Annotated in this window: 17 protein-coding genes; 5 read left to right on the forward strand and 12 right to left on the reverse strand. The window is 45.4% G+C overall.

Annotated features, from left to right (window positions below; translation table 11 throughout):
• Nucleotides 1-297: 297 nt before the first annotated feature.
• On the forward strand, nt 298-1,260 hold the full coding sequence (locus M1D72_RS06030; RefSeq protein WP_456295611.1) for an integron integrase: 963 nt from the start codon (nt 298-300) through the stop codon (nt 1,258-1,260).
• A 53-nt stretch (nt 1,261-1,313) separates the two neighbouring features.
• Here the strand turns inward: M1D72_RS06030 and rplT are convergent, their stop codons facing one another.
• From rplT to M1D72_RS06060, 6 genes are all read right to left on the reverse strand, one after another.
• Nucleotides 1,314-1,667, reverse strand: coding sequence for a 50S ribosomal protein L20 (gene rplT / locus M1D72_RS06035; protein WP_004401084.1), 354 nt, complete (start codon nt 1,665-1,667; stop codon nt 1,314-1,316).
• 40 nt (nt 1,668-1,707) lie between these two features.
• Nucleotides 1,708-1,902 carry a 50S ribosomal protein L35 gene (gene rpmI / locus M1D72_RS06040; RefSeq protein ID WP_390191979.1) on the reverse strand — a complete coding sequence of 65 codons (195 nt, stop codon included), beginning with the start codon at nt 1,900-1,902 and terminating at the stop codon, nt 1,708-1,710.
• 102 nt (nt 1,903-2,004) lie between these two features.
• A complete protein-coding gene (gene infC, locus M1D72_RS06045; protein ID WP_390193248.1) occupies nt 2,005-2,556 on the reverse strand; it encodes a translation initiation factor IF-3 in 552 nt (183 codons plus the stop codon).
• Nucleotides 2,557-2,559: 3 nt separating this feature from the next.
• On the reverse strand, nt 2,560-4,488 hold the full coding sequence (gene thrS / locus M1D72_RS06050; RefSeq protein WP_456294917.1) for a threonine--tRNA ligase: 1,929 nt from the start codon (nt 4,486-4,488) through the stop codon (nt 2,560-2,562).
• Between the two features lie 461 nt (nt 4,489-4,949).
• Entirely contained in the window at nt 4,950-5,441 is a 492-nt protein-coding gene (locus M1D72_RS06055) for a hypothetical protein (RefSeq protein WP_390191985.1), read from the reverse strand.
• Between the two features lie 15 nt (nt 5,442-5,456).
• A complete protein-coding gene (locus M1D72_RS06060) occupies nt 5,457-5,975 on the reverse strand; it encodes a nicotinate-nicotinamide nucleotide adenylyltransferase (protein ID WP_456294918.1) in 519 nt (172 codons plus the stop codon).
• 109 nt (nt 5,976-6,084) lie between these two features.
• On the opposite strand from M1D72_RS06060, the gene nadE reads away from it, so the two are divergent.
• Nucleotides 6,085-6,915 carry an ammonia-dependent NAD(+) synthetase gene (nadE, locus tag M1D72_RS06065; protein ID WP_456294919.1) on the forward strand — a complete coding sequence of 277 codons (831 nt, stop codon included), beginning with the start codon at nt 6,085-6,087 and terminating at the stop codon, nt 6,913-6,915.
• Nucleotides 6,916-6,989: 74 nt separating this feature from the next.
• Here the strand turns inward: nadE and M1D72_RS06070 are convergent, their stop codons facing one another.
• The 5 genes from M1D72_RS06070 to M1D72_RS06090 all read right to left on the reverse strand — a co-directional run bounded on the left by M1D72_RS06070 (nt 6,990) and on the right by M1D72_RS06090 (nt 12,144).
• A complete protein-coding gene (locus tag M1D72_RS06070) occupies nt 6,990-7,658 on the reverse strand; it encodes a LuxR C-terminal-related transcriptional regulator (protein WP_390191991.1) in 669 nt (222 codons plus the stop codon).
• Between the two features lie 213 nt (nt 7,659-7,871).
• Entirely contained in the window at nt 7,872-8,870 is a 999-nt protein-coding gene (locus M1D72_RS06075) for a S1 family peptidase (protein WP_456294920.1), read from the reverse strand.
• Between the two features lie 76 nt (nt 8,871-8,946).
• Nucleotides 8,947-9,996, reverse strand: coding sequence for a S1 family peptidase (locus M1D72_RS06080; protein WP_456294921.1), 1,050 nt, complete (start codon nt 9,994-9,996; stop codon nt 8,947-8,949).
• Nucleotides 9,997-10,117: 121 nt separating this feature from the next.
• Nucleotides 10,118-11,239, reverse strand: a complete 1,122-nt coding sequence (gcvT, locus tag M1D72_RS06085) for a glycine cleavage system aminomethyltransferase GcvT (RefSeq protein WP_456294922.1) — start codon at nt 11,237-11,239, stop codon at nt 10,118-10,120.
• A gap of 281 nt (nt 11,240-11,520) precedes the next feature.
• Nucleotides 11,521-12,144: a helix-turn-helix domain-containing protein gene (locus tag M1D72_RS06090; protein WP_390191999.1), complete on the reverse strand. Its 624-nt coding sequence runs from the start codon at nt 12,142-12,144 to the stop codon at nt 11,521-11,523.
• A 347-nt stretch (nt 12,145-12,491) separates the two neighbouring features.
• Here M1D72_RS06090 and M1D72_RS06095 point away from each other — a divergent pair, with 347 nt between their 5' ends.
• The 3 genes from M1D72_RS06095 (at nt 12,492) to gcvP (ending at nt 17,188) form a co-directional block, all read left to right on the forward strand.
• Complete coding sequence (locus M1D72_RS06095; RefSeq protein ID WP_390192001.1) at nt 12,492-13,787, forward strand: serine hydroxymethyltransferase; 1,296 nt, start codon at nt 12,492-12,494, stop codon at nt 13,785-13,787.
• A gap of 32 nt (nt 13,788-13,819) precedes the next feature.
• Complete coding sequence (gene gcvH / locus M1D72_RS06100) at nt 13,820-14,200, forward strand: glycine cleavage system protein GcvH (protein ID WP_390192002.1); 381 nt, start codon at nt 13,820-13,822, stop codon at nt 14,198-14,200.
• Between the two features lie 126 nt (nt 14,201-14,326).
• A complete protein-coding gene (gcvP, locus tag M1D72_RS06105) occupies nt 14,327-17,188 on the forward strand; it encodes an aminomethyl-transferring glycine dehydrogenase (RefSeq protein WP_456294923.1) in 2,862 nt (953 codons plus the stop codon).
• Nucleotides 17,189-17,252: 64 nt separating this feature from the next.
• Here the strand turns inward: gcvP and rarD are convergent, their stop codons facing one another.
• Entirely contained in the window at nt 17,253-18,224 is a 972-nt protein-coding gene (gene rarD / locus M1D72_RS06110; RefSeq protein WP_456294924.1) for an EamA family transporter RarD, read from the reverse strand.
• Nucleotides 18,225-18,506: the final 282 nt, after the last annotated feature.

Raw genomic sequence — 18,506 nt, forward strand, 5'->3', positions numbered from 1 at the left:
CAAATGCCGATTTGCCGACACCAAAAAACGAATGGCCAAAGACAACGAATTTGAAGAAATACTGAAATTTTCCTCAGTCGCATAACGCTTTCTATACATCTTTTTGACGCTTTTGCTGCTTTTCACTATGCCATAATTACTGCTTGTTCGGGAGCATTTACGTCACACAAACTTCTGAAATACATATCGAAATAAGATGAATTGTTATTACTTGGGTAGGAGTTAGGTTGCAAAAAGTTTTCTAATTTTCAAACGAGGACTAAAGTATTGGCATGTATAAAAGAACAGGCTGATTCATTGAAATCACAATTTATCCTTGCATTAAAAGACTACATGCACTCGCGCTATTATTCGACTAAAACGATACAAGCTTACTTAGATTGGATAAAGCGGTTTATCATTTTTCATGATATGCAGCACCCGTCTAAATTGACGAGTGTCGAGGTAGAAGACTTCTTAACGCATTTAGCTGTCAATAAAAAAGTCGCGGCCAAAACCCAAGCACTGGCGCTAAATGCGCTGCAATTCCTCTATCGTGATTACTTTAAAACACCACTTAGTGAAGAGCTAAAGTTTCAACGTTCGAGTATAGATAGAAAGTTGCCTGTGGTTCTCACCAAAGAAGAAATGCGTCGATTTATCCAACATATCGACCCGAGGTATAAACTCCATATCATGTTGCTATATGGATCTGGTCTTCGGCTTATGGAATGTGTTCGCTTACGCATTCAAGATATCGATTTTGATTTTGGCGCTGTACGTATCTGGCAAGGAAAAGGGGGAAAGAATCGAGTGGTAACCCTCGCAAAGGAGACACATACATTAATTAAAGAACAACAAGCACTAGCAAAACGCTATTATGATAAAGATATCCAAACGGCGGGATACGCAGGAGTTTGGGTCAAGGAATCATTACGTCGTAAATACCCTGGCTGTGAAACAGATTTTAACTGGCACTATCTGTTTCCTTCAACGCGAATGAGTGTCGATCCTCAATCTGGATTGACTCGGCGCCATCATATCAATGAAGTCGCGCTGCAAAGAGCGGTTAAACGGGCAGCGTTGGATGCAAGGATAGATAAGAATGTAACGTGCCATACGTTAAGGCATTCTTTTGCAACTCACTTACTTGAATCTGGTGCTGATATTCGAACGGTGCAAGAACAATTGGGACATTCAGATTTAAAAACCACTCAAATCTATACACATGTATTAGACCGTGGAGCAAGCGGTGTGCTCAGCCCCTTATCGAACCTATAGACGTAAAAAAGGAGAGCTATTGCTCTCCTTTTAATAACCTAGCAAGCTACGACTTAAAGTGCAGCTTTTGCTTTTTCAACTAGAACTGCAAATGCAGCTTTGTCGAATACCGCGATGTCCGCAAGGATCTTACGGTCGATCTCGATAGATGCTTTCTTAAGACCGTTAATGAAACGGCTGTAAGATAGACCATTTTGACGAGATGCCGCGTTGATACGTGCAATCCACAGTTGACGGAATTGACGTTTCTTGTTGCGACGGTCACGGTAAGCGTATTGACCAGCTTTGGTGACTGCTTGGAAAGCTACGCGGTAAACACGTGAACGTGCTCCGTAGTAACCTTTAGCTTGTTTTAGAACTTTCTTATGACGTGCACGAGCTTGTACACCACGTTTTACGCGAGGCATTATGTCTCTCCTAAACTAAACGATAAATTAACTAAAAGAATTAAGCGTATGGAAGCATACGTGCAATTGCAGCTACTTCACATTTTGGAAGGATTGCATTTGGACGAAGCTGACGCTTGTTCTTAGTAGTACGCTTAGTCAAGATGTGACGTTTTGTAGCGTGCTTGTACTTAATACCACCAGCTGTTTTCTTGAAACGCTTAGCAGCACCTTTGTTGGATTTCATCTTAGGCATGATGAAGAACTCCGCATTGTAGTAGTTTAATAAACACGTAATTAGGGCGAACAAAGTCCAGCCGCTTAAGACGGCTGAGCTTTGATACTTGCAAGCCGTTAATTACTTCTTCTTAGGGGCTAAAACCATAATCATCTGGCGACCTTCAATCCGTTTAGGGAAAGATTCAACCACAGCGATTTCTTCTGTGTCCTCTTTCAAACGGTTCAAAACGTCAACACCGATGTCTTGGTGAGCCATTTCTCGGCCACGGAAGCGAATTGTTACCTTCACTTTGTTGCCTTCTTCAAGGAAACCAGTCAGGTTGCGTAGTTTTACCTGATAGTCTCCTATGTCAGTTCCAGGACGGAATTTAACTTCCTTAATCTGAATCTGCTTTTGCTTCTTCTTCTGCTCTTTAGCAGCTTTGCTCTTTTCAAAGAGGAATTTACCGTAGTCCATTACTCGGCATACTGGCGGCTCAGCATTAGGACTAATTTCAACCAAATCCATACCTGCTTCTTCAGCAGCAGCTACAGCTTCTTGAATTGAAACAACACCAACTGATTCACCATCAGCGCCTGTTAAACGAACTTCACGAACGCCACGAATTTCACCGTTTAAACGGTGTGGGTTTTGTTTGGCCGGTTGTTGGCCACGTCTTCCACCTTTAATAGCTTATTCCTCCAGATTGAGCTTACGGCTCGAGATCTCTTCTTGGATGTAAGAAACAAACTCATCCACTTTAAATTTACCAAGATCCTTACCTTTACGAGTACGAACTGCGATTTCTCCGGCTTCCATTTCTTGGTCACCACATACCAGCATGTACGGTACCCGCTTTAAAGTATGTTCGCGGATTTTAAAGCCAATCTTCTCATTTCTCAAGTCCGCTTTTGCTCTAATTCCACATTTTTGCAGTTTTTGAGCAACTTCCTGAGCATAATCAGACTGTTTGTCTGTAATACTCATGACGACAACTTGTTCAGGAGACAGCCAGGTTGGGAAAAATCCAGCGTATTCTTCAATTAAAATTCCAATGAAGCGTTCAAGCGAACCTAAAATAGCTCGGTGAATCATCACTGGAACCAAACGTTCATTATTTTCACCAACATAAGTCGCGCCTAGACGGCCCGGCAAGTTGAAATCCAATTGAACTGTACCACATTGCCATGCGCGGTCTAGGCAATCATACAATGTGAATTCGATTTTTGGTCCATAGAATGCGCCTTCTCCTTCTTGAATCTCATAATCAATACCCATGGATTCAAGTGACAATTTCAGCGCTTCTTCTGATTGGTCCCAAATTTCATCACTGCCAACTCGCTGTTCTGGACGAGTTGATAGTTTAACTACGATATTTTCAAACCCGAAAGTTTGGTAAGTATCGTAAACCATCTTAATGCAGTTGGTCACTTCATCTTGAATTTGATTCTCTGTACAGAAAATATGTGCATCATCTTGAGTGAAGCCACGTACACGCATAATACCGTGTAGCGCACCAGACGGTTCATTACGGTGACAAGAACCAAACTCGGCCATACGCAGTGGTAAGTCGCGGTACGACTTCAAACCTTGATTAAAGATTTGCACGTGGCCTGGACAGTTCATCGGTTTAATCGCGTACTCGCGGTTTTCCGATGACGTCGTAAACATCGCATCTGCGTATTTGTCCCAGTGACCAGAGCGTTCCCAAAGAACGCGATCCATCATAAGAGGACCTTTAACTTCTTGGTAACCGTATTCTGTCAGCTTATCACGGATAAATACTTCAAGATCACGGAAAATTGACCAACCATTATGATGCCAGAAGACCATACCCGGCGCTTCTTGCTGCATATGGAACAGATCAAGCTGTTTACCCAGTTTACGGTGGTCACGTTTCGCCGCTTCTTCAAGACGAGTTAAATGCGCTTTCAATGCTTTCTTATCATGGAAAGCCGTGCCGTAGATACGTTGCAACATCTTGTTGTCACTGTTACCACGCCAGTAAGCGCCTGCAACATTTAGCAGCGTAAAGTGTTGGCAGAAGCCCATGTTAGGCACATGAGGGCCACGACACATATCGATGTATTCTTCATGATGATATAGGCCTGGACGGTCATCACGAGCCACATTTTCATCCAAGATTTCGATCTTATAAGGCTCACTGCGTGATTCAAATGTATCACGCGCTTCCTGCCAGCTTACATTTTTCTTGATAACTGGGTATTTGGTCTTCGCCAGTTCTTTCATGCGCTTTTCAATCTTGTCGAGATCGTCTTGCGTCAATGAATGCTCAAGGTCAATATCATAGTAGAAACCACTATCGATAGTAGGACCGATTGCCATTTTGGCTTCTGGGAACAACTGTTTTAATGCGTGACCCAATAAGTGCGCACATGAGTGACGCACAATCTCTAGACCATCGACTTCATCTTTGGTGGTGATGATCTCAAGGCTCGCATCGCTTTCGATTAAATCGCACGCGTCAACACGAACACCATCCACACGGCCAGCAATGGTTGCTTTCGCAAGACCAGGGCCAATAGATTGCGCGACTTCAAGCGTTGAAACAGGGTTATCAAATTGACGTTGACTGCCGTCAGGAAGAGTAATAATAGGCATGTTATGTCCTTTACAGTGGTGTTGCATACCAAGCAACACTTGTTATTTGCAACGCATCGCTGCCCATTGGCCGCCATGCATTGGTGAATTTAAATCGGAAATACTCATTTTGCTGCAAATACGGATGCAGCATCCTAAGTAGGGGTGACATTCTAACGTATGTGAGTGAAATCTCAATCGAAATATGCGGAGCAAGAGTCGCCTGTTATCTTAGGTCATCTTTTAGCCATTCATACCTTGGTTGTAGCAATGTCAAAACAAGGTCAATAACGACTTTATTCTTACACGTGTCATCAAAATTCAATACAAATGCTTGAGGGTCTGATACACATCAAGTACCACGAAATCATCGTTGCAGTGTGGTTTTGAGTTAAAAAGAGTTTAAAAAAGATAAGAAAGGCATCTTTCAATCTCAACGCGACGCACGTTGATATTCCATGCCCTTGATTTAAATCACATGATTAGAAAGGCAGTTCGACTTGCATCATCACATCGCCTTCATACACTTCATGCCAGCGATAGTCGATTCGCATGCGAGGCTCACCTCGTTTTTTATCGCCAATACCTAGGCTAAACTGGAGGCCGTGATTGCGAATCCACGCTTCAGCATTGTCGAGCTCGAAGTTAGCCTCGAGTTCGGATGGCATCCACACACCGATACCAAAATAGCTGGAAGCCAAAGTTTGAGTCAGTACCGGATTGGTCTCAGAGTTTAAAATCCAATCAGACCAATAGCCATCGCCCCCCTGCTCATCGTCATCGAGCAAATTATTGAGCTCACGCTGCTTGTCGGGGTTATATTCCATACCATCGACCAGCGAAAAGCACACGCCTTGGCTTGAGTGGAATAAGACAGAATCAGCATCATCATTGATGTTAGGTTCAAACAGATCGCAAGCGTTCGTTTGCAAACTAAAAAGGCACAGAGCAACAAAACAACACCTTTTTATCATGACCCAACATCCTCATCATTCTTGGTACCAATCCGTTTCTCGCAACATCGTTGCAACACTCGGTGTGGTCAGGTCATCAACGCGAGTGCCTTGACTCAATCGCTGACGGATCTCCGTGCTTCGCACTGGGATCTTTTCTGGACACGCCATCACATAATAGCGACGTAAAATCTCATCGCATTTAGCGAATTGATGAAATTTGAGCAAATTATCTGGTCCAATGACAAAGGTTATGTCAGATTTTTGCCAAATCTGTTGAATGCGTTCCAAAACGTCATAAGTCGTCACGCTTTGCCCTGGCGTATGAAGTTCCGTCTCAACATCGCTACGCTCCACCCAATCAAACCCTAAGTCTTCAATGAATGCATCGAGCAGCTTACAACGCTGCGAGTAATCGAGCATTTCTTTACCCCAAGCGTGAGCAATACTTGGAACTAACAAAACTTTATCGAAATGAGTCAACGACTCAATAACACTCTTATGGCCGAGACTTGGTGGGTTAAATGCACTTCCGAAGACCGCAATTTTGAGCATGGGTGTCCCTTTTGATTCTGAAAACGGTGATCACAGTTTTTTAATTCTCTCATTTCGGTATGATATTACCAATAGACTCATAAATAACATTGCTGCAGGAAAGAAACTAATGGAACAGTTAATTCGAGATGAGATGCGCGTTTTGCCATCCATCGACCCGCATTTTGAAATTACTCGACGTGTCGACTTCATCAAGCGCAAGCTGCAAGAATCTGGCTGCAAAGCGTTGGTTCTGGGTATCAGCGGTGGTATCGACTCAACCACCTGTGGTCGGTTAGCCCAGCTTGCGGTCGACCAGTTAAACGAACAGCTGCCAGAGCCCGCTTATCAGTTTGTTGCCGTGCGTCTGCCTTATGGCGAGCAAAAAGATGAAGACGAAGCGCAAATTGCCCTGTCTTTCATCCAGCCGACCCACTCCGTTGCCGTCAACGTAAAGCCAGGCGTCGACGGTATTCATGCCGCGACTCATGATGCGTTGGAGAACACAGGTTTACTTCCAGAAGACGAATCCAAAGTCGATTTTGTGAAAGGTAACGTCAAAGCGCGCGCGCGCATGGTCGCTCAATATGAAATCGCCGGATACATCGGCGGGTTAGTATTGGGTACGGATCATTCTGCTGAAAACATCACTGGTTTCTACACCAAGTTTGGTGATGGGGCATGCGATATCGCGCCGCTGTTTGGTTTAAGCAAGCGTCAGGTTCGTGAAGTAGCGGCAACGCTTGGCGCGCCTGATGTGTTAGTGACAAAAACACCAACCGCCGATCTTGAAGAGCTCTCTCCTCAAAAAGCGGATGAAGAAGCTTTAAGCCTCACCTACGACCAGATTGACGATTTCCTTGAAGGTAAGCCTGTCGCCGAGCACGTGACCGAAAAACTGATCAGTGTTTACAAGGCAACGCAGCACAAACGCCAGCCAATCCCGACTATCTACGATTAAGCTAAGGGGTGAACGACCAAATGGTCAATTAGCAAAAACAGAAAAGGGAGCTCAAGCTCCCTTTTTCATCCCTATCAAACGCGTTCTTCAAGAGCAATATTGTTGTTCGCCCAAAGCAATGCTTGCAGACGATTTTTCGCATTAATTTTCTTAAAGATATTATGTAAATGCGTTTTGACGGTATTCTCACTTACAAACAATTCATCAGCAATTTGTAAATTCGACGCCCCATGACCGAGCAAGCGAATAATCTCTTTCTCACGCTTAGTTAAATTCGCGTAAACCTGAGATGTAGTTACCGTGTTCGCGCAGCGGAAATGCTCAATATAATCCTGAGCCACTTTGCGAGATAACCACATTTCGTCTTGCATGATCTTTTGCATTCCTTTTAAAAGGAGTGACAAGTCATCGTCAACATAGAAAACACCTACCAGGTTGCGCCATTTAAATAAATGGGAAGAAGGAACATCTTTGGGACAGTTAATCACTATCTCGCGAATGTTGCTGCTTAAAGAACCCTTGGCCTGGTTATACATTTCGAACTTTTCATCATCCAGATAATGGTAATCAATCAGAACAAAGTCACCCAAATCCGGCTGAGAAGCGTTTTCTTGAGCCAACTCAGACACTGACACGATGTTTACATCTAACTGAATACCTTTTTCTAACGAATCCTTGAATAGTTTCGACTGCATGCTGACATCTGATAACAAGGTTAATTGATGAGTCGTGTTAGTTGTCATTTTGAACCTCTCCAGCTCGACTTCGATGTGTAAAGTTAAAACTATCGTTTAGGTACAATTAGTCAACACAGCCTTACCCGTACTAAACGACATCATTGCCCTAATTAAACTTTACAATCAATCATTTATTAAATATATCTTATCTTTGAGATTTAAGCATATTGGCACTTTTAGCTGTAAATTTCGTGACAAGAATGACAATAAAGTGAGTCTTTAATGGAATATTCGTCTTCGCCGAAGTATTAAAAGCCACACAAATAGTACGAATTGTGTCCAATTTAAGACCCCACCTCCGGAAGAGTTAGAATTGCGGCTGGCCACTTCCTCCGATTGAGTCGTATTATCGACCAATACGCGAGTGCCATCTTGCACAGTGACATAGTAATCGGGACTGACTTGTCCGGTAATGACACGATTAATCCACGTTTGGTAATCAAAAATATCCGTAAATACCGAAGTGACTGTCGCCTCTTTTTTTCCGCATACGGCAGTACCAAAACTGGTCAAACCAATTTGTTGATAGTTTACACCATCAAACCAATAGACCGGCCCACCAGAATCGCCGCTGCATGTTGCGTTTTGATAATCACCAGAAACAGGGCCAGAAAAACACAATTGCTTACTGGTAATGGCATTGCCAAAGTAAGCAATGCAGGTGCTGGTTGGTACTAAGTTGAGTTCTGCCTCAAGTAACTGTGTCCCTCCTTGAGCGTTGCCTTCGATGGCCCCATGGCCGATGGCAAAAAACCTCGCGCCACTCGGAAAGCTGTTGTTGTAGGTCATGTTGAGCACGTTGTAGTAACTGCCGATGTTCATCGCCGTTGCGGTTTTAATAATCGCGATGTCGTTCGGCCAAAGCTTGGAGGCTTCATCACTGTAATCACTGCGAAAATAAAACTCACCCGCTCTCGCCTGGGCGCTGTTCAAAAAGTCACTCTCGTCATCTAATTGCGGCGCAATAACGGTATAGAGCATCACGTTCTTATCATCAAAAAGACAATGAGCCGCCGTCAGAACATAGCTGGCATTAATAACCGTTGCACCACAAAAACTTCGTGGACTATAGACAGCATCAGTACGGTAAAACAAACTCGCAAATGAAGGATAGTTGGCAATATTGGCATTCGAGCCATTGACGATAAATGGCATAACCTCAACAGCAGAGACACTCCAAGAAAACAACCACAAGATCAAAAAACGACAACACCGCATACACCAACACCTAAACAAAAAGGGTGACCATATCTTATTTTAGGCCACCCTTTTGAATGATGTTATAAAATGTAGATTATTTACGTAATTGTCGGCGCCTTAGACGGCTCAGCATCCATAATCCTGCTAACCATATAAAGTTCAGGCTACCACCGCCGCCACTTGATGTTTGAGTACTTTCGCTACTTTCAACATTGTTTTCTGTTGTCGGCGCGCCACCAATATATCCATAACGGTCAATGTAGGCTTGTCTCTCTGAGTCGCTACTGGTGAGCGTTGGTTGAATTTGGCCAGAGAGTACATTATCAATCCAAACCCGATAATCTGTCAGTTCCGTAAATACCGATGTCACCTCCATTTCAGGGTCACCACATGTCACAGGGCCAAAACTGGTGATCCCCACCTGTCGAAGCGCACTTCCATCTTGCCAATACACTGCGCCTCCGGAATCGCCACTACACACCGCATTCTTAAGACCTGTAGCCTCTGCGAAATCACCATCAAAGCAGATCTGTTTGTGGGTTAAAGAGGCCCCATCATAAAACTCTCCTTGGCAGTCTGAATTGGTCACATAGTTCAATGTCGCCGCTTGCAATGAATCCGCATCATCAACACCGGTTCGGGTATTGCCATGGCCAACAGCGATAAAGGTTTGGCTGGTGCTACGATAACTTTCGTTATCGGCAACGTTGATCGGCGAACCATTAGACATCGCACTTTCCAATGTCACGATCGCAATATCATCGGGGAAAAGTAACGAAGCGTCGTCACGATAGCTACTCGGGTAGTAGATTTCACTGATTCGAATGCCACGCCGAGCAATTGGGTAATCAGATTCGTTTTGAATATTATCGACAGCAACGGTAAACAAGCGTGCTTCCTCATCATTGTAGAAGCAATGAGCGGCCGTTAGCACATGGGTGTCATCTAAGTAGGTACCGCCGCAAAAGCTGCCAGGATAATACGTCCGATTGTATTCTATCGAGTCGACAAAAAAGGCCACTGTTGATGGATATTGACTGACCGCTACATCTTGCCCATTAACGATATAAGTCGTCACATCCGATTCAGCGACGGCACTCATCGAAACAAGTAGTGATAAATAGAAAGATTGATATCTGTTCATGGGGTACACCAACTACAAAACCTTAGTAACTACTATAACCAACACGACCATAAAAAAAGCCTCCTTTAAGGGAGGCTTCATACTTTCTTACATAATTAGAACAAACATCGAATTATGTGGGTTACTCACCGCGATAATAGCGTTGAGGTACAAACGGCATTTTCTCGACGGTCATAGGAAGCATTTTACCGCGAACTTCCGCGTACACTTCGGTACCAACCGCACTAAACTCGGTCCTAACATACGCCATCGATACAGGCTTTCCGGCAGTGGGCCCGGCAGTTCCACTGGTTACTACACCAATCTGCGCACCTTCGCCATCAAACAGCTCTGTTCCCTCACGCACAGGTGCTTTGGTTTGACCAACAAGACCAACGCGTTTGCGGCTTACTGCTTTTGTTTCAATTTGATCAAGCACAACATCAGCGCCGGGGAATCCTCCCTCACGTTCGCCACCTTTGCGACGCACTTTTTGTATCGCCCATAGCAAACTGGCTTCCACTGGTGTTGTCGTGGTGTCTAAATCATGCCCATATAAGCATAAACCACACTCTAAACGCAGAGAATCGCGAGCACCAAGACCAATCCATTCGACCTCATCCTCTTCGGTTAGTCGTTTTGCTAATTGCTCGGCTTGCGCTGCTGGAACAGAAATCTCGTAGCCATCTTCACCGGTATAACCACTGCGACTGACAATACAAGCAATACCCGCGATCTCAATCGCCGCCACATCCATAAACACCATATTAGCGACACTAGGATTCAATTTAGCGAGCACAGCCGCCGCTTTTGGCCCCTGCAGAGCCAACAACGCTCGGTCAGCAATGACTTCAAGTTCCACGTCTTGCGATAAATGCGCCTGAATATGTGTGATATCTTGCGATTTACAAGCCGCATTCACGACCACAAACAGATGATCGCCCATGTTCGCGACCATCAAGTCATCCATAATACCGCCCTGCTCGTTGGTAAAGAATGCATAGCGCTGTTTGCCTAGTGATAAATCAACGATATCAACAGGCACCAGTGATTCCAGAAATTTTGCTGCCCCTTGACCATGAAGTCGTAATTGGCCCATGTGTGAAACATCAAACAGCCCAGCATGTTCACGAGTGTGAAGGTGCTCTTTCTTTACACCTAGTGGGTATTGAACGGGCATATCATAGCCAGCAAACGGAACCATTTTGGCGCCAACATCCAGATGCATTGCATGTAAAGGGGTTTTTAAAAGCTGCTCAGTCATTCTGTTCTCCATTAACCCAGCGAAATTCCTAATATCAGCCATCAAGGCAATTCGTGATAGCATGGTGCTTGTTTCCTATAATAAACAGGATGCCGCGCTTTACATCGATAAACAAGCAGTCAAAGCCTGAAAACGTGACCTTTAACAATTTAGCAACGCAAGGTAGTTAGCAAAGAAAAGCGCCATTTCGAAGATCATCTCTTCCAAATGACGCTTATACCTCGACGTTTACACTATGGCAAACGTTTGCTTTCACTATAGGAAACTTTACTAATCGGTGATTATTTCGCCGTCACCCAGAGAATTTGCGCATCCTCCTCGCTCACCGATACCAACATATGCCCCATATTGGCATCGTAATAAACGCTATCTCCTAGCTCCATAACCACAGGTTCATAAAACTCCGAATAGAACATCACTTGCCCAGACAAGATCAATAAAAACTCTTCCCCATCATGACGAACCCAATCACTGTATTCTTCGAACGCGCGAGCGCGAATTCGGCTCTTGAATGGCATCATTTTCTTATTAGAAAGTTGAGTCGCGAGCAACTCATGCTCGTAGGTCTGAGTCGGATGGGGTTTTCCTTGCTCATTTCGAGTCAGATCGCGACGCCCTGTGGCAACCTTTTTTCTCGGCGGCTCAAAGAGTTGGGGCATGTCTATCTGCAGACCATTAGCCAGTTTTTGCATCGCCTGAAACGTCGGTGAAATTTGCTCATTTTCGATTTTACTCAACGTCGAACGAGCAAGTCCTGTGCGCTGACTGGCCTCTTCCAGCGTTAATCCTAAACGACTACGAATTTCTTTGAGTCGCTGACCTAACTTTAAAGGCTCAATAGCTTGCTCAAGCGATTGTTTTTCGAGTGTTAGGGATGGGTATTCATCGTGAATATCAGTGGACATAATCCCCTCATTATTTTTTAACTTATTGCAGGAACGGCTGCTGAACGTTTCATTGTGCACCATACCCTCAGGTGAAGATAGTCAAAGAGGATAAATATACCGTGCTCTTGTTAACAAAAACAGAAACCATGTTTCCTATAGGAAATTTTTGGTTGATTGTTGGTATCAGGCAAGCTATGTTACCAGCATGTTAGCCTGATGATGGTTCTCTTAAGACGAAAACATCATAATTCACGACATGATGTAGAGAATAAAAAGGTTAAGTAAATTCGCTTTTATTGAGCAGGACGTGTGGTCGATTCACCTTTTTGACCATAGCGATAAAACCAAGGAATGGAAGGTTATCAATGAATCACGCATATTCAAATTATCACCTTGAGCACTTCTTCTCCACGTCGTTAACCGCAACGGACGATGCGGTATTCGCAGGCATTCAAGCAGAATTAACTCGCCAAAATGATCAAATTGAATTGATCGCCTCAGAAAACATCGTCTCTAAAGCGGTTATGCAAGCCCAAGGCACCTGCTTAACCAATAAATATGCGGAAGGGTACCCATCTCGTCGCTACTATGGTGGCTGCGAGCATGTCGATAGTATCGAGAGCATCGCCATCGAACGCGCTAAACAACTTTTTCAGTGTGGTTACGCAAACGTTCAACCTCACTCCGGCGCTCAAGCGAATGGCGCGGTAAAATTAGCGTTACTTTCCCCCGGTGATACTATTTTAGGCATGTCACTGGATGCAGGCGGCCACCTTACTCACGGTGCGCGTCCTGCTCTCTCTGGTAAATGGTTCAATGCCATCCAATATGGCGTGCAGCCAGACACTTTAGAAATCGATTACCAACAAGTCCGTGAACTGGCTATCGAGCATCAGCCTAAAATGATCATCGCTGGTGGCTCGGCGATTCCACGCCAAATTGATTTTGCTCAGTTTCGTCGAATTGCCGATGAAGTGGGCGCACTGCTGATGGTCGATATGGCGCACATTGCCGGTTTGGTCGCCACTGGCGCTCACCCGAGCCCACTGCCTCATGCGGATGTAGTTACTACAACGACACACAAGACACTGCGCGGGCCGCGCGGCGGAATGATTCTGACCAATGATGAATCCATCGCGAAGAAAATCAATTCCGCAGTTTTCCCTGGCTTACAAGGCGGCCCATTGATGCATGTCATCGCAGCTAAAGCCGTTGCCTTTGGTGAAGCATTAGGGCCAGAGTTTAAGCGCTATATTGATGGTGTCGTCAGCAATGCCAAAGTACTCGCTGAAGTCTTGCAAGCGCGTGGCTGTGACATCGTCACCGGTGGGACCGATACCCACCTCATGTTGGTTGATTTGCGCCCCAAAGGATTAAAAGGCAACCAAGTAGAGCAAGCGCTAGAGCGCGCTGGCATCACCTGTAATAAAAATGGCATCCCATTTGACTCAGAAAAACCTATGATTACTTCTGGGATCCGTTTGGGCACCCCCGCGGGTACAACTCGCGGCTTTGGCTTAGAAGAATTTAAACTTATCGGTAACTGGATTGGAGATGTGTTGGATGGGTTAACCACTCACCCACAAGGCAATGCACAGATAGAACAACAAGTTCGTAAACAAGTGCAAGACCTGTGTCGCCGTTTTCCGCTTTACCAATAATTCCTCACTTATGTATTTTTGGAGATAACACAATGGACAATACACTGAAGTTTACAGATAGCCACGAGTGGGTTCGTGATAATGGCGACGGCACCGTAACTATCGGTATTTCTGAACACGCTCAAGAAATGCTTGGAGACGTCGTATTTGTCGATTTACCTGAAGTTGAAGCGGAAATCGAAGCCGGTGAAAACTTTTCTCTCGTTGAGTCTGTCAAAGCAGCCTCTGATATCTACGCCCCAGTAACAGGCGAGATCATCGAAATCAACGAAGAGCTTGAAGATAGCCCAGAGCTTATCAATGAAGAACCTTATGAAGGTGGTTGGATCGTGAAAGTCAAACTGTCTGACCCAAGCGAACTCGATAACTTAAAAGACGCTGAAGAGTACAGCGCGTCAATTGAAGACGAATAAGTCATTGAAACATAAGCTGCCTTTAAACTGGGCAGCTTTTTTGATTTGAGTGGTGACACTCACACCGATGTAAAGAACAGTTAGCCCTCTAAGTGCGCAATGCGCTGCGAGAAGGTACAGGATATCATGACACAATTACTTCAAAGCCTCAGCACCCAAACTGAATTCGTTGCTCGTCACAATGGCCCCAATGCAGATGACCAGCAAACCATGCTCAACACCATTAACGCCACCAGTTTGGATCAATTGATTGATCAAACCGTACCGGCGCAAATTCGCCTTGAAAGCCCGATGACACTGGCTGAAGCTAAAAGCGAAGCCGATATGCTGATTGCCATGAAACAGTTTGCTTCACAAAACCAAGTGAAGCGTACATTCATTGGTCAAGGCTATTACAACACGTTCACGCCCAACGTTATCTTGCGTAATGTGCTGGAAAATCCAGGTTGGTACACCGCTTACACGCCATATCAGCCGGAAATTTCTCAAGGCCGTTTAGAGGCATTACTTAATTTCCAGCAAATGGTGATGGATCTGACAGGTATGGATATCGCCAACGCCTCGCTACTTGATGAAGCCACCGCTGCAGCAGAAGCGATGACGCTGTGTAAACGTGCAGGCAAAAGCAAGAGCAACGTGTTCTTTGTCGCTAATGATGTCCACCCGCAAACCATAGAAGTGATAAAAACTCGCGCCGAATTTATCGGCTTTGACGTCATGATTGGAGACAGTGATTCACTGCCGGAGCAAGATGTATTTGGCGCGCTACTGCAATACCCAACGACCACAGGTGAAGTTCGCGACTTAACCGACTTAATTGCCAAAGCGCAAGCAAACAAAACCTTAGTGGCGGTGGCATCTGATCTTCTTGCTTGCGCATTGCTCAAACCTGCGGGAGAAATGGGTGCCGATGTAGTGATTGGTAGCGCCCAGCGTTTTGGCGTACCGATGGGATATGGCGGCCCACATGCCGCATTTATGGCCACTCGTGATAAACACAAGCGCACCATGCCAGGTCGCGTCATTGGCGTATCGATTGATACTAAAGGCAACCAAGCGCTGCGCATGGCGATGCAAACTCGCGAGCAGCATATTCGCCGCGAAAAAGCGACCTCTAATATCTGTACCGCGCAGGCGTTGCTGGCCAATATGGCCTCGTTTTTTGCGGTTTATCATGGCGCAGAAGGCTTACGCACCATCGCGCGTCGCACCCATCATATGACAGCTATTCTCGCGGCAGGGCTCACCAAAGCTGGCTATGAATTGGCGCATAACAGTTTCTTCGATACGCTCACCATCAATAGCGGTGAGAATACCGAGTCCCTATATCAAAAAGCGCAGCAGGCGGACATCAACCTGCGTAAACTTAAGGGTCAGCTGGGTATCAGCCTAGATGAAACCACCACCACTGATGATATTAGTGCACTGTCTAGCGTATTTGGTGTCTCGGCAGAAATCAGTGAACTCTCAGCGGATATCGCCGCCAATGAATTGGCTGCTATTCCAGAAACATGTCGTCGGACTAGCGCGTATCTGACTCACCCGGTGTTTAATACGCACCACAGTGAAACGCAAATGATGCGCTACCTAAAACAGCTGGAAAATAAAGACTTTTCGCTAACCCACGGTATGATTCCACTCGGCAGTTGTACCATGAAGCTCAATGCTGCAGCGGAAATGCTGCCGATCACTTGGCCTGAATTTGGCGCTCTGCATCCCTTTGTACCCAGTGAACAAGCCGCAGGCTATGCCGCACTGGCCGCAGATTTAAAACAAAAACTGTGTGAAATCACTGGCTACGATGACTTCTCGCTACAACCAAACTCAGGGGCGTCAGGTGAATATGCCGGGCTTATCGCCATCCAGCGCTACCACCAAAGTCGTGGCGAAGGCCATCGTAACGTATGTTTGATTCCAAGCTCCGCCCACGGCACCAACCCTGCAACGGCATCGATGGTGTCAATGAAAGTGGTGGTCGTTAAGTGTGACCAAAACGGCAACATTGATATCAATGATCTCGCCGAAAAAATAGAAAAACACAAAGACCAACTTTCAAGCATCATGATCACCTACCCTTCTACTCACGGTGTTTACGAAGAACAAGTGAAAGAAGTGTGCGAGATGGTGCATGCTGCGGGTGGCCAAGTGTACCTTGATGGTGCCAACCTTAACGCTCAGGTAGGTCTAACATCACCGGGTTTTATCGGCTCTGACGTTTCACACCTCAACTTACACAAAACTTTCTGTATTCCACATGGCGGCGGCGGCCCGGGCATGGGGCCAATTGGTGTCAAATCGCACCTTGCGCCTTTCTTACCAGGCCATATCGAAAATGGCATTGAAGGCAATGACTACGCCGTGGCTGCCGCAGATTTTGGTAGCGCTTCTATTTTACCAATCTCATGGGCTTACATTGCGATGATGGGGGCTCAGGGACTAACCGACGCCACCAAAGTCGCGATTCTCAATGCTAACTATGTTATGGAGCGTTTACGCCCACACTACCCTGTGCTGTACCGTGGAACCCAAGGTCGCGTTGCGCACGAATGCATCATCGATATTCGTCCACTCAAAGAGCAGACCGGCATCAGTGAAGAAGACATTGCCAAGCGTTTAATGGATTACGGCTTCCATGCGCCGACGATGTCTTTCCCGGTGGCAGGAACGTTAATGGTAGAACCGACCGAATCAGAGGATCTTCAAGAGCTGGATCGTTTCTGTGATGCGATGATTGCCATTCGCCAAGAAATGGCGAAAGTTGAAGCCGGAGAGTGGCCACTGGACAACAATCCGCTCGTCAATGCGCCGCATACTCAGGCCGATTTAGCAGAACAAAGCTGGGAACGCCCTTATTCACGTGAACTGGGCTGTTTCCCATCACCGGCAACGAAAGCTTGGAAATACTGGCCAACGGTTAACCGTGTGGACAATGTTTACGGCGATCGCAACTTGATTTGCTCTTGTCCAAGTATTGAAAACTATCAATAAGCATAACTTGTTATGCAATGAAAAAAGCGAGCCATTTGGCTCGCTTTTGATTTGGATACAGCAATTAATGTTTCACCATCGCAGACTGTTCGCGCATCATCGCGACGGTCGGTAAGCCAAGATGGGCACCTGACGATTCGTAACTTGACAGGTTTAACGCAGACAAAGCGGGATAACGACGAATCATCTGCTCAGCAATGATAAAGACAAGCCCGAGCCAAATCATACCAAAACTTATCATTTTGACGTTTGAAAACGCCTCCCCAAGCACGTAGGTTGCAATCAAAAATTGCAGACTCGGTTCGATGTACTGCATCACGCCAATGGTGGTCATTTTGGCACGTCGCACAGCCAGCGAATAAAACAGCAATGGGAGAAGCGTCACGGGCGCGGCGCCAACGTACAGAGCCAATTCGGCGTATCCGTGACTGAACGCTTCGCTACCCACTGTTTGCGATTTATACACCATATAACCCAGCGCAATAGGCAGCATGGCTAACGCTTCTACCAACAATGCCGTCGGCCACTCATAACTGATGCTTTTTTTGCACCAACTGTAGGAGATAAATAACACCGCTAGCCCTAACGCAACATAAGGAATATGCCCATAGTCTAGGGTCAAAAATAGCACGCCACCGAGACCAAGCAGTAAAGACACGACCATGCCTGAAGATAGCCTATCACGAGTCATGATCAAGCCAATCACGGCAAACAGCAAAGGACTGATAAAATAGCCTAAACTGGCATCGGACGTTTGATGGTTCACCACCGCCCAGATAAAAATGTACGAAGACGCATTGATGATTACTGCGCCAGTCACGCTAAACAGCAGCGAACGAAGGTCAGCTAAAATCGCTGAAAGACGTGGCTTCACTCGTGTCAATATCAGCGCAACCAACGCACATAAAGGTACAGAAGCAATGATACGCAAAGCCAATAGCTCATCCATAGCGGGCTGCGCGAGAAACTGGTAATAAAGCGGCGTCAATCCCCAAAATACAAAAGCTAACGCCGCCATCACGTTCGCTAAACGCATGGCATAACTCTCTCTTAATAACGTTGATAATGATGTTTTTTTAGACAAGAGGCGGCATTGTAGCCGCTTAAAAACAAAAGTAAACCAGAGAAGATTCGTACACTAAATGTCAATTGCGAGATATCATCAAATAAAAAACATAAATATATGTTTTTAAAAGAATTTAAATATTTAAATTTTCATTTAAAACACAAATATCGAGCCAATTCACTCGACTTTTCATAACAAAACAAACCGCAATGATAGAAAACCAACACAACATCAGTTTATTTAACTTAAAAC

Source organism: Vibrio sp. AK197 (assembly GCF_053903115.1).

Coding starts and splice junctions, on each gene's coding strand:
- rplT (WP_004401084.1), bottom strand. CDS start 1,667: ATGCCTCGCGTAAAACGTGGTGTACAAGCTCGTGCACGTCATAAGAAA.
- rpmI (WP_390191979.1), bottom strand. CDS start 1,902: ATGCCTAAGATGAAATCCAACAAAGGTGCTGCTAAGCGTTTCAAGAAA.
- thrS (WP_456294917.1), bottom strand. CDS start 4,488: ATGCCTATTATTACTCTTCCTGACGGCAGTCAACGTCAATTTGATAAC.
- M1D72_RS06055 (WP_390191985.1), bottom strand. CDS start 5,441: ATGATAAAAAGGTGTTGTTTTGTTGCTCTGTGCCTTTTTAGTTTGCAA.
- M1D72_RS06060 (WP_456294918.1), bottom strand. CDS start 5,975: ATGCTCAAAATTGCGGTCTTCGGAAGTGCATTTAACCCACCAAGTCTC.
- nadE (WP_456294919.1), top strand. CDS start 6,085: ATGGAACAGTTAATTCGAGATGAGATGCGCGTTTTGCCATCCATCGAC.
- M1D72_RS06070 (WP_390191991.1), bottom strand. CDS start 7,658: ATGACAACTAACACGACTCATCAATTAACCTTGTTATCAGATGTCAGC.
- M1D72_RS06075 (WP_456294920.1), bottom strand. CDS start 8,870: ATGCGGTGTTGTCGTTTTTTGATCTTGTGGTTGTTTTCTTGGAGTGTC.
- M1D72_RS06080 (WP_456294921.1), bottom strand. CDS start 9,996: ATGAACAGATATCAATCTTTCTATTTATCACTACTTGTTTCGATGAGT.
- gcvT (WP_456294922.1), bottom strand. CDS start 11,239: ATGACTGAGCAGCTTTTAAAAACCCCTTTACATGCAATGCATCTGGAT.
- M1D72_RS06090 (WP_390191999.1), bottom strand. CDS start 12,144: ATGTCCACTGATATTCACGATGAATACCCATCCCTAACACTCGAAAAA.
- M1D72_RS06095 (WP_390192001.1), top strand. CDS start 12,492: ATGAATCACGCATATTCAAATTATCACCTTGAGCACTTCTTCTCCACG.
- gcvH (WP_390192002.1), top strand. CDS start 13,820: ATGGACAATACACTGAAGTTTACAGATAGCCACGAGTGGGTTCGTGAT.
- gcvP (WP_456294923.1), top strand. CDS start 14,327: ATGACACAATTACTTCAAAGCCTCAGCACCCAAACTGAATTCGTTGCT.
- rarD (WP_456294924.1), bottom strand. CDS start 18,224: ATGCGTTTAGCGAACGTGATGGCGGCGTTAGCTTTTGTATTTTGGGGA.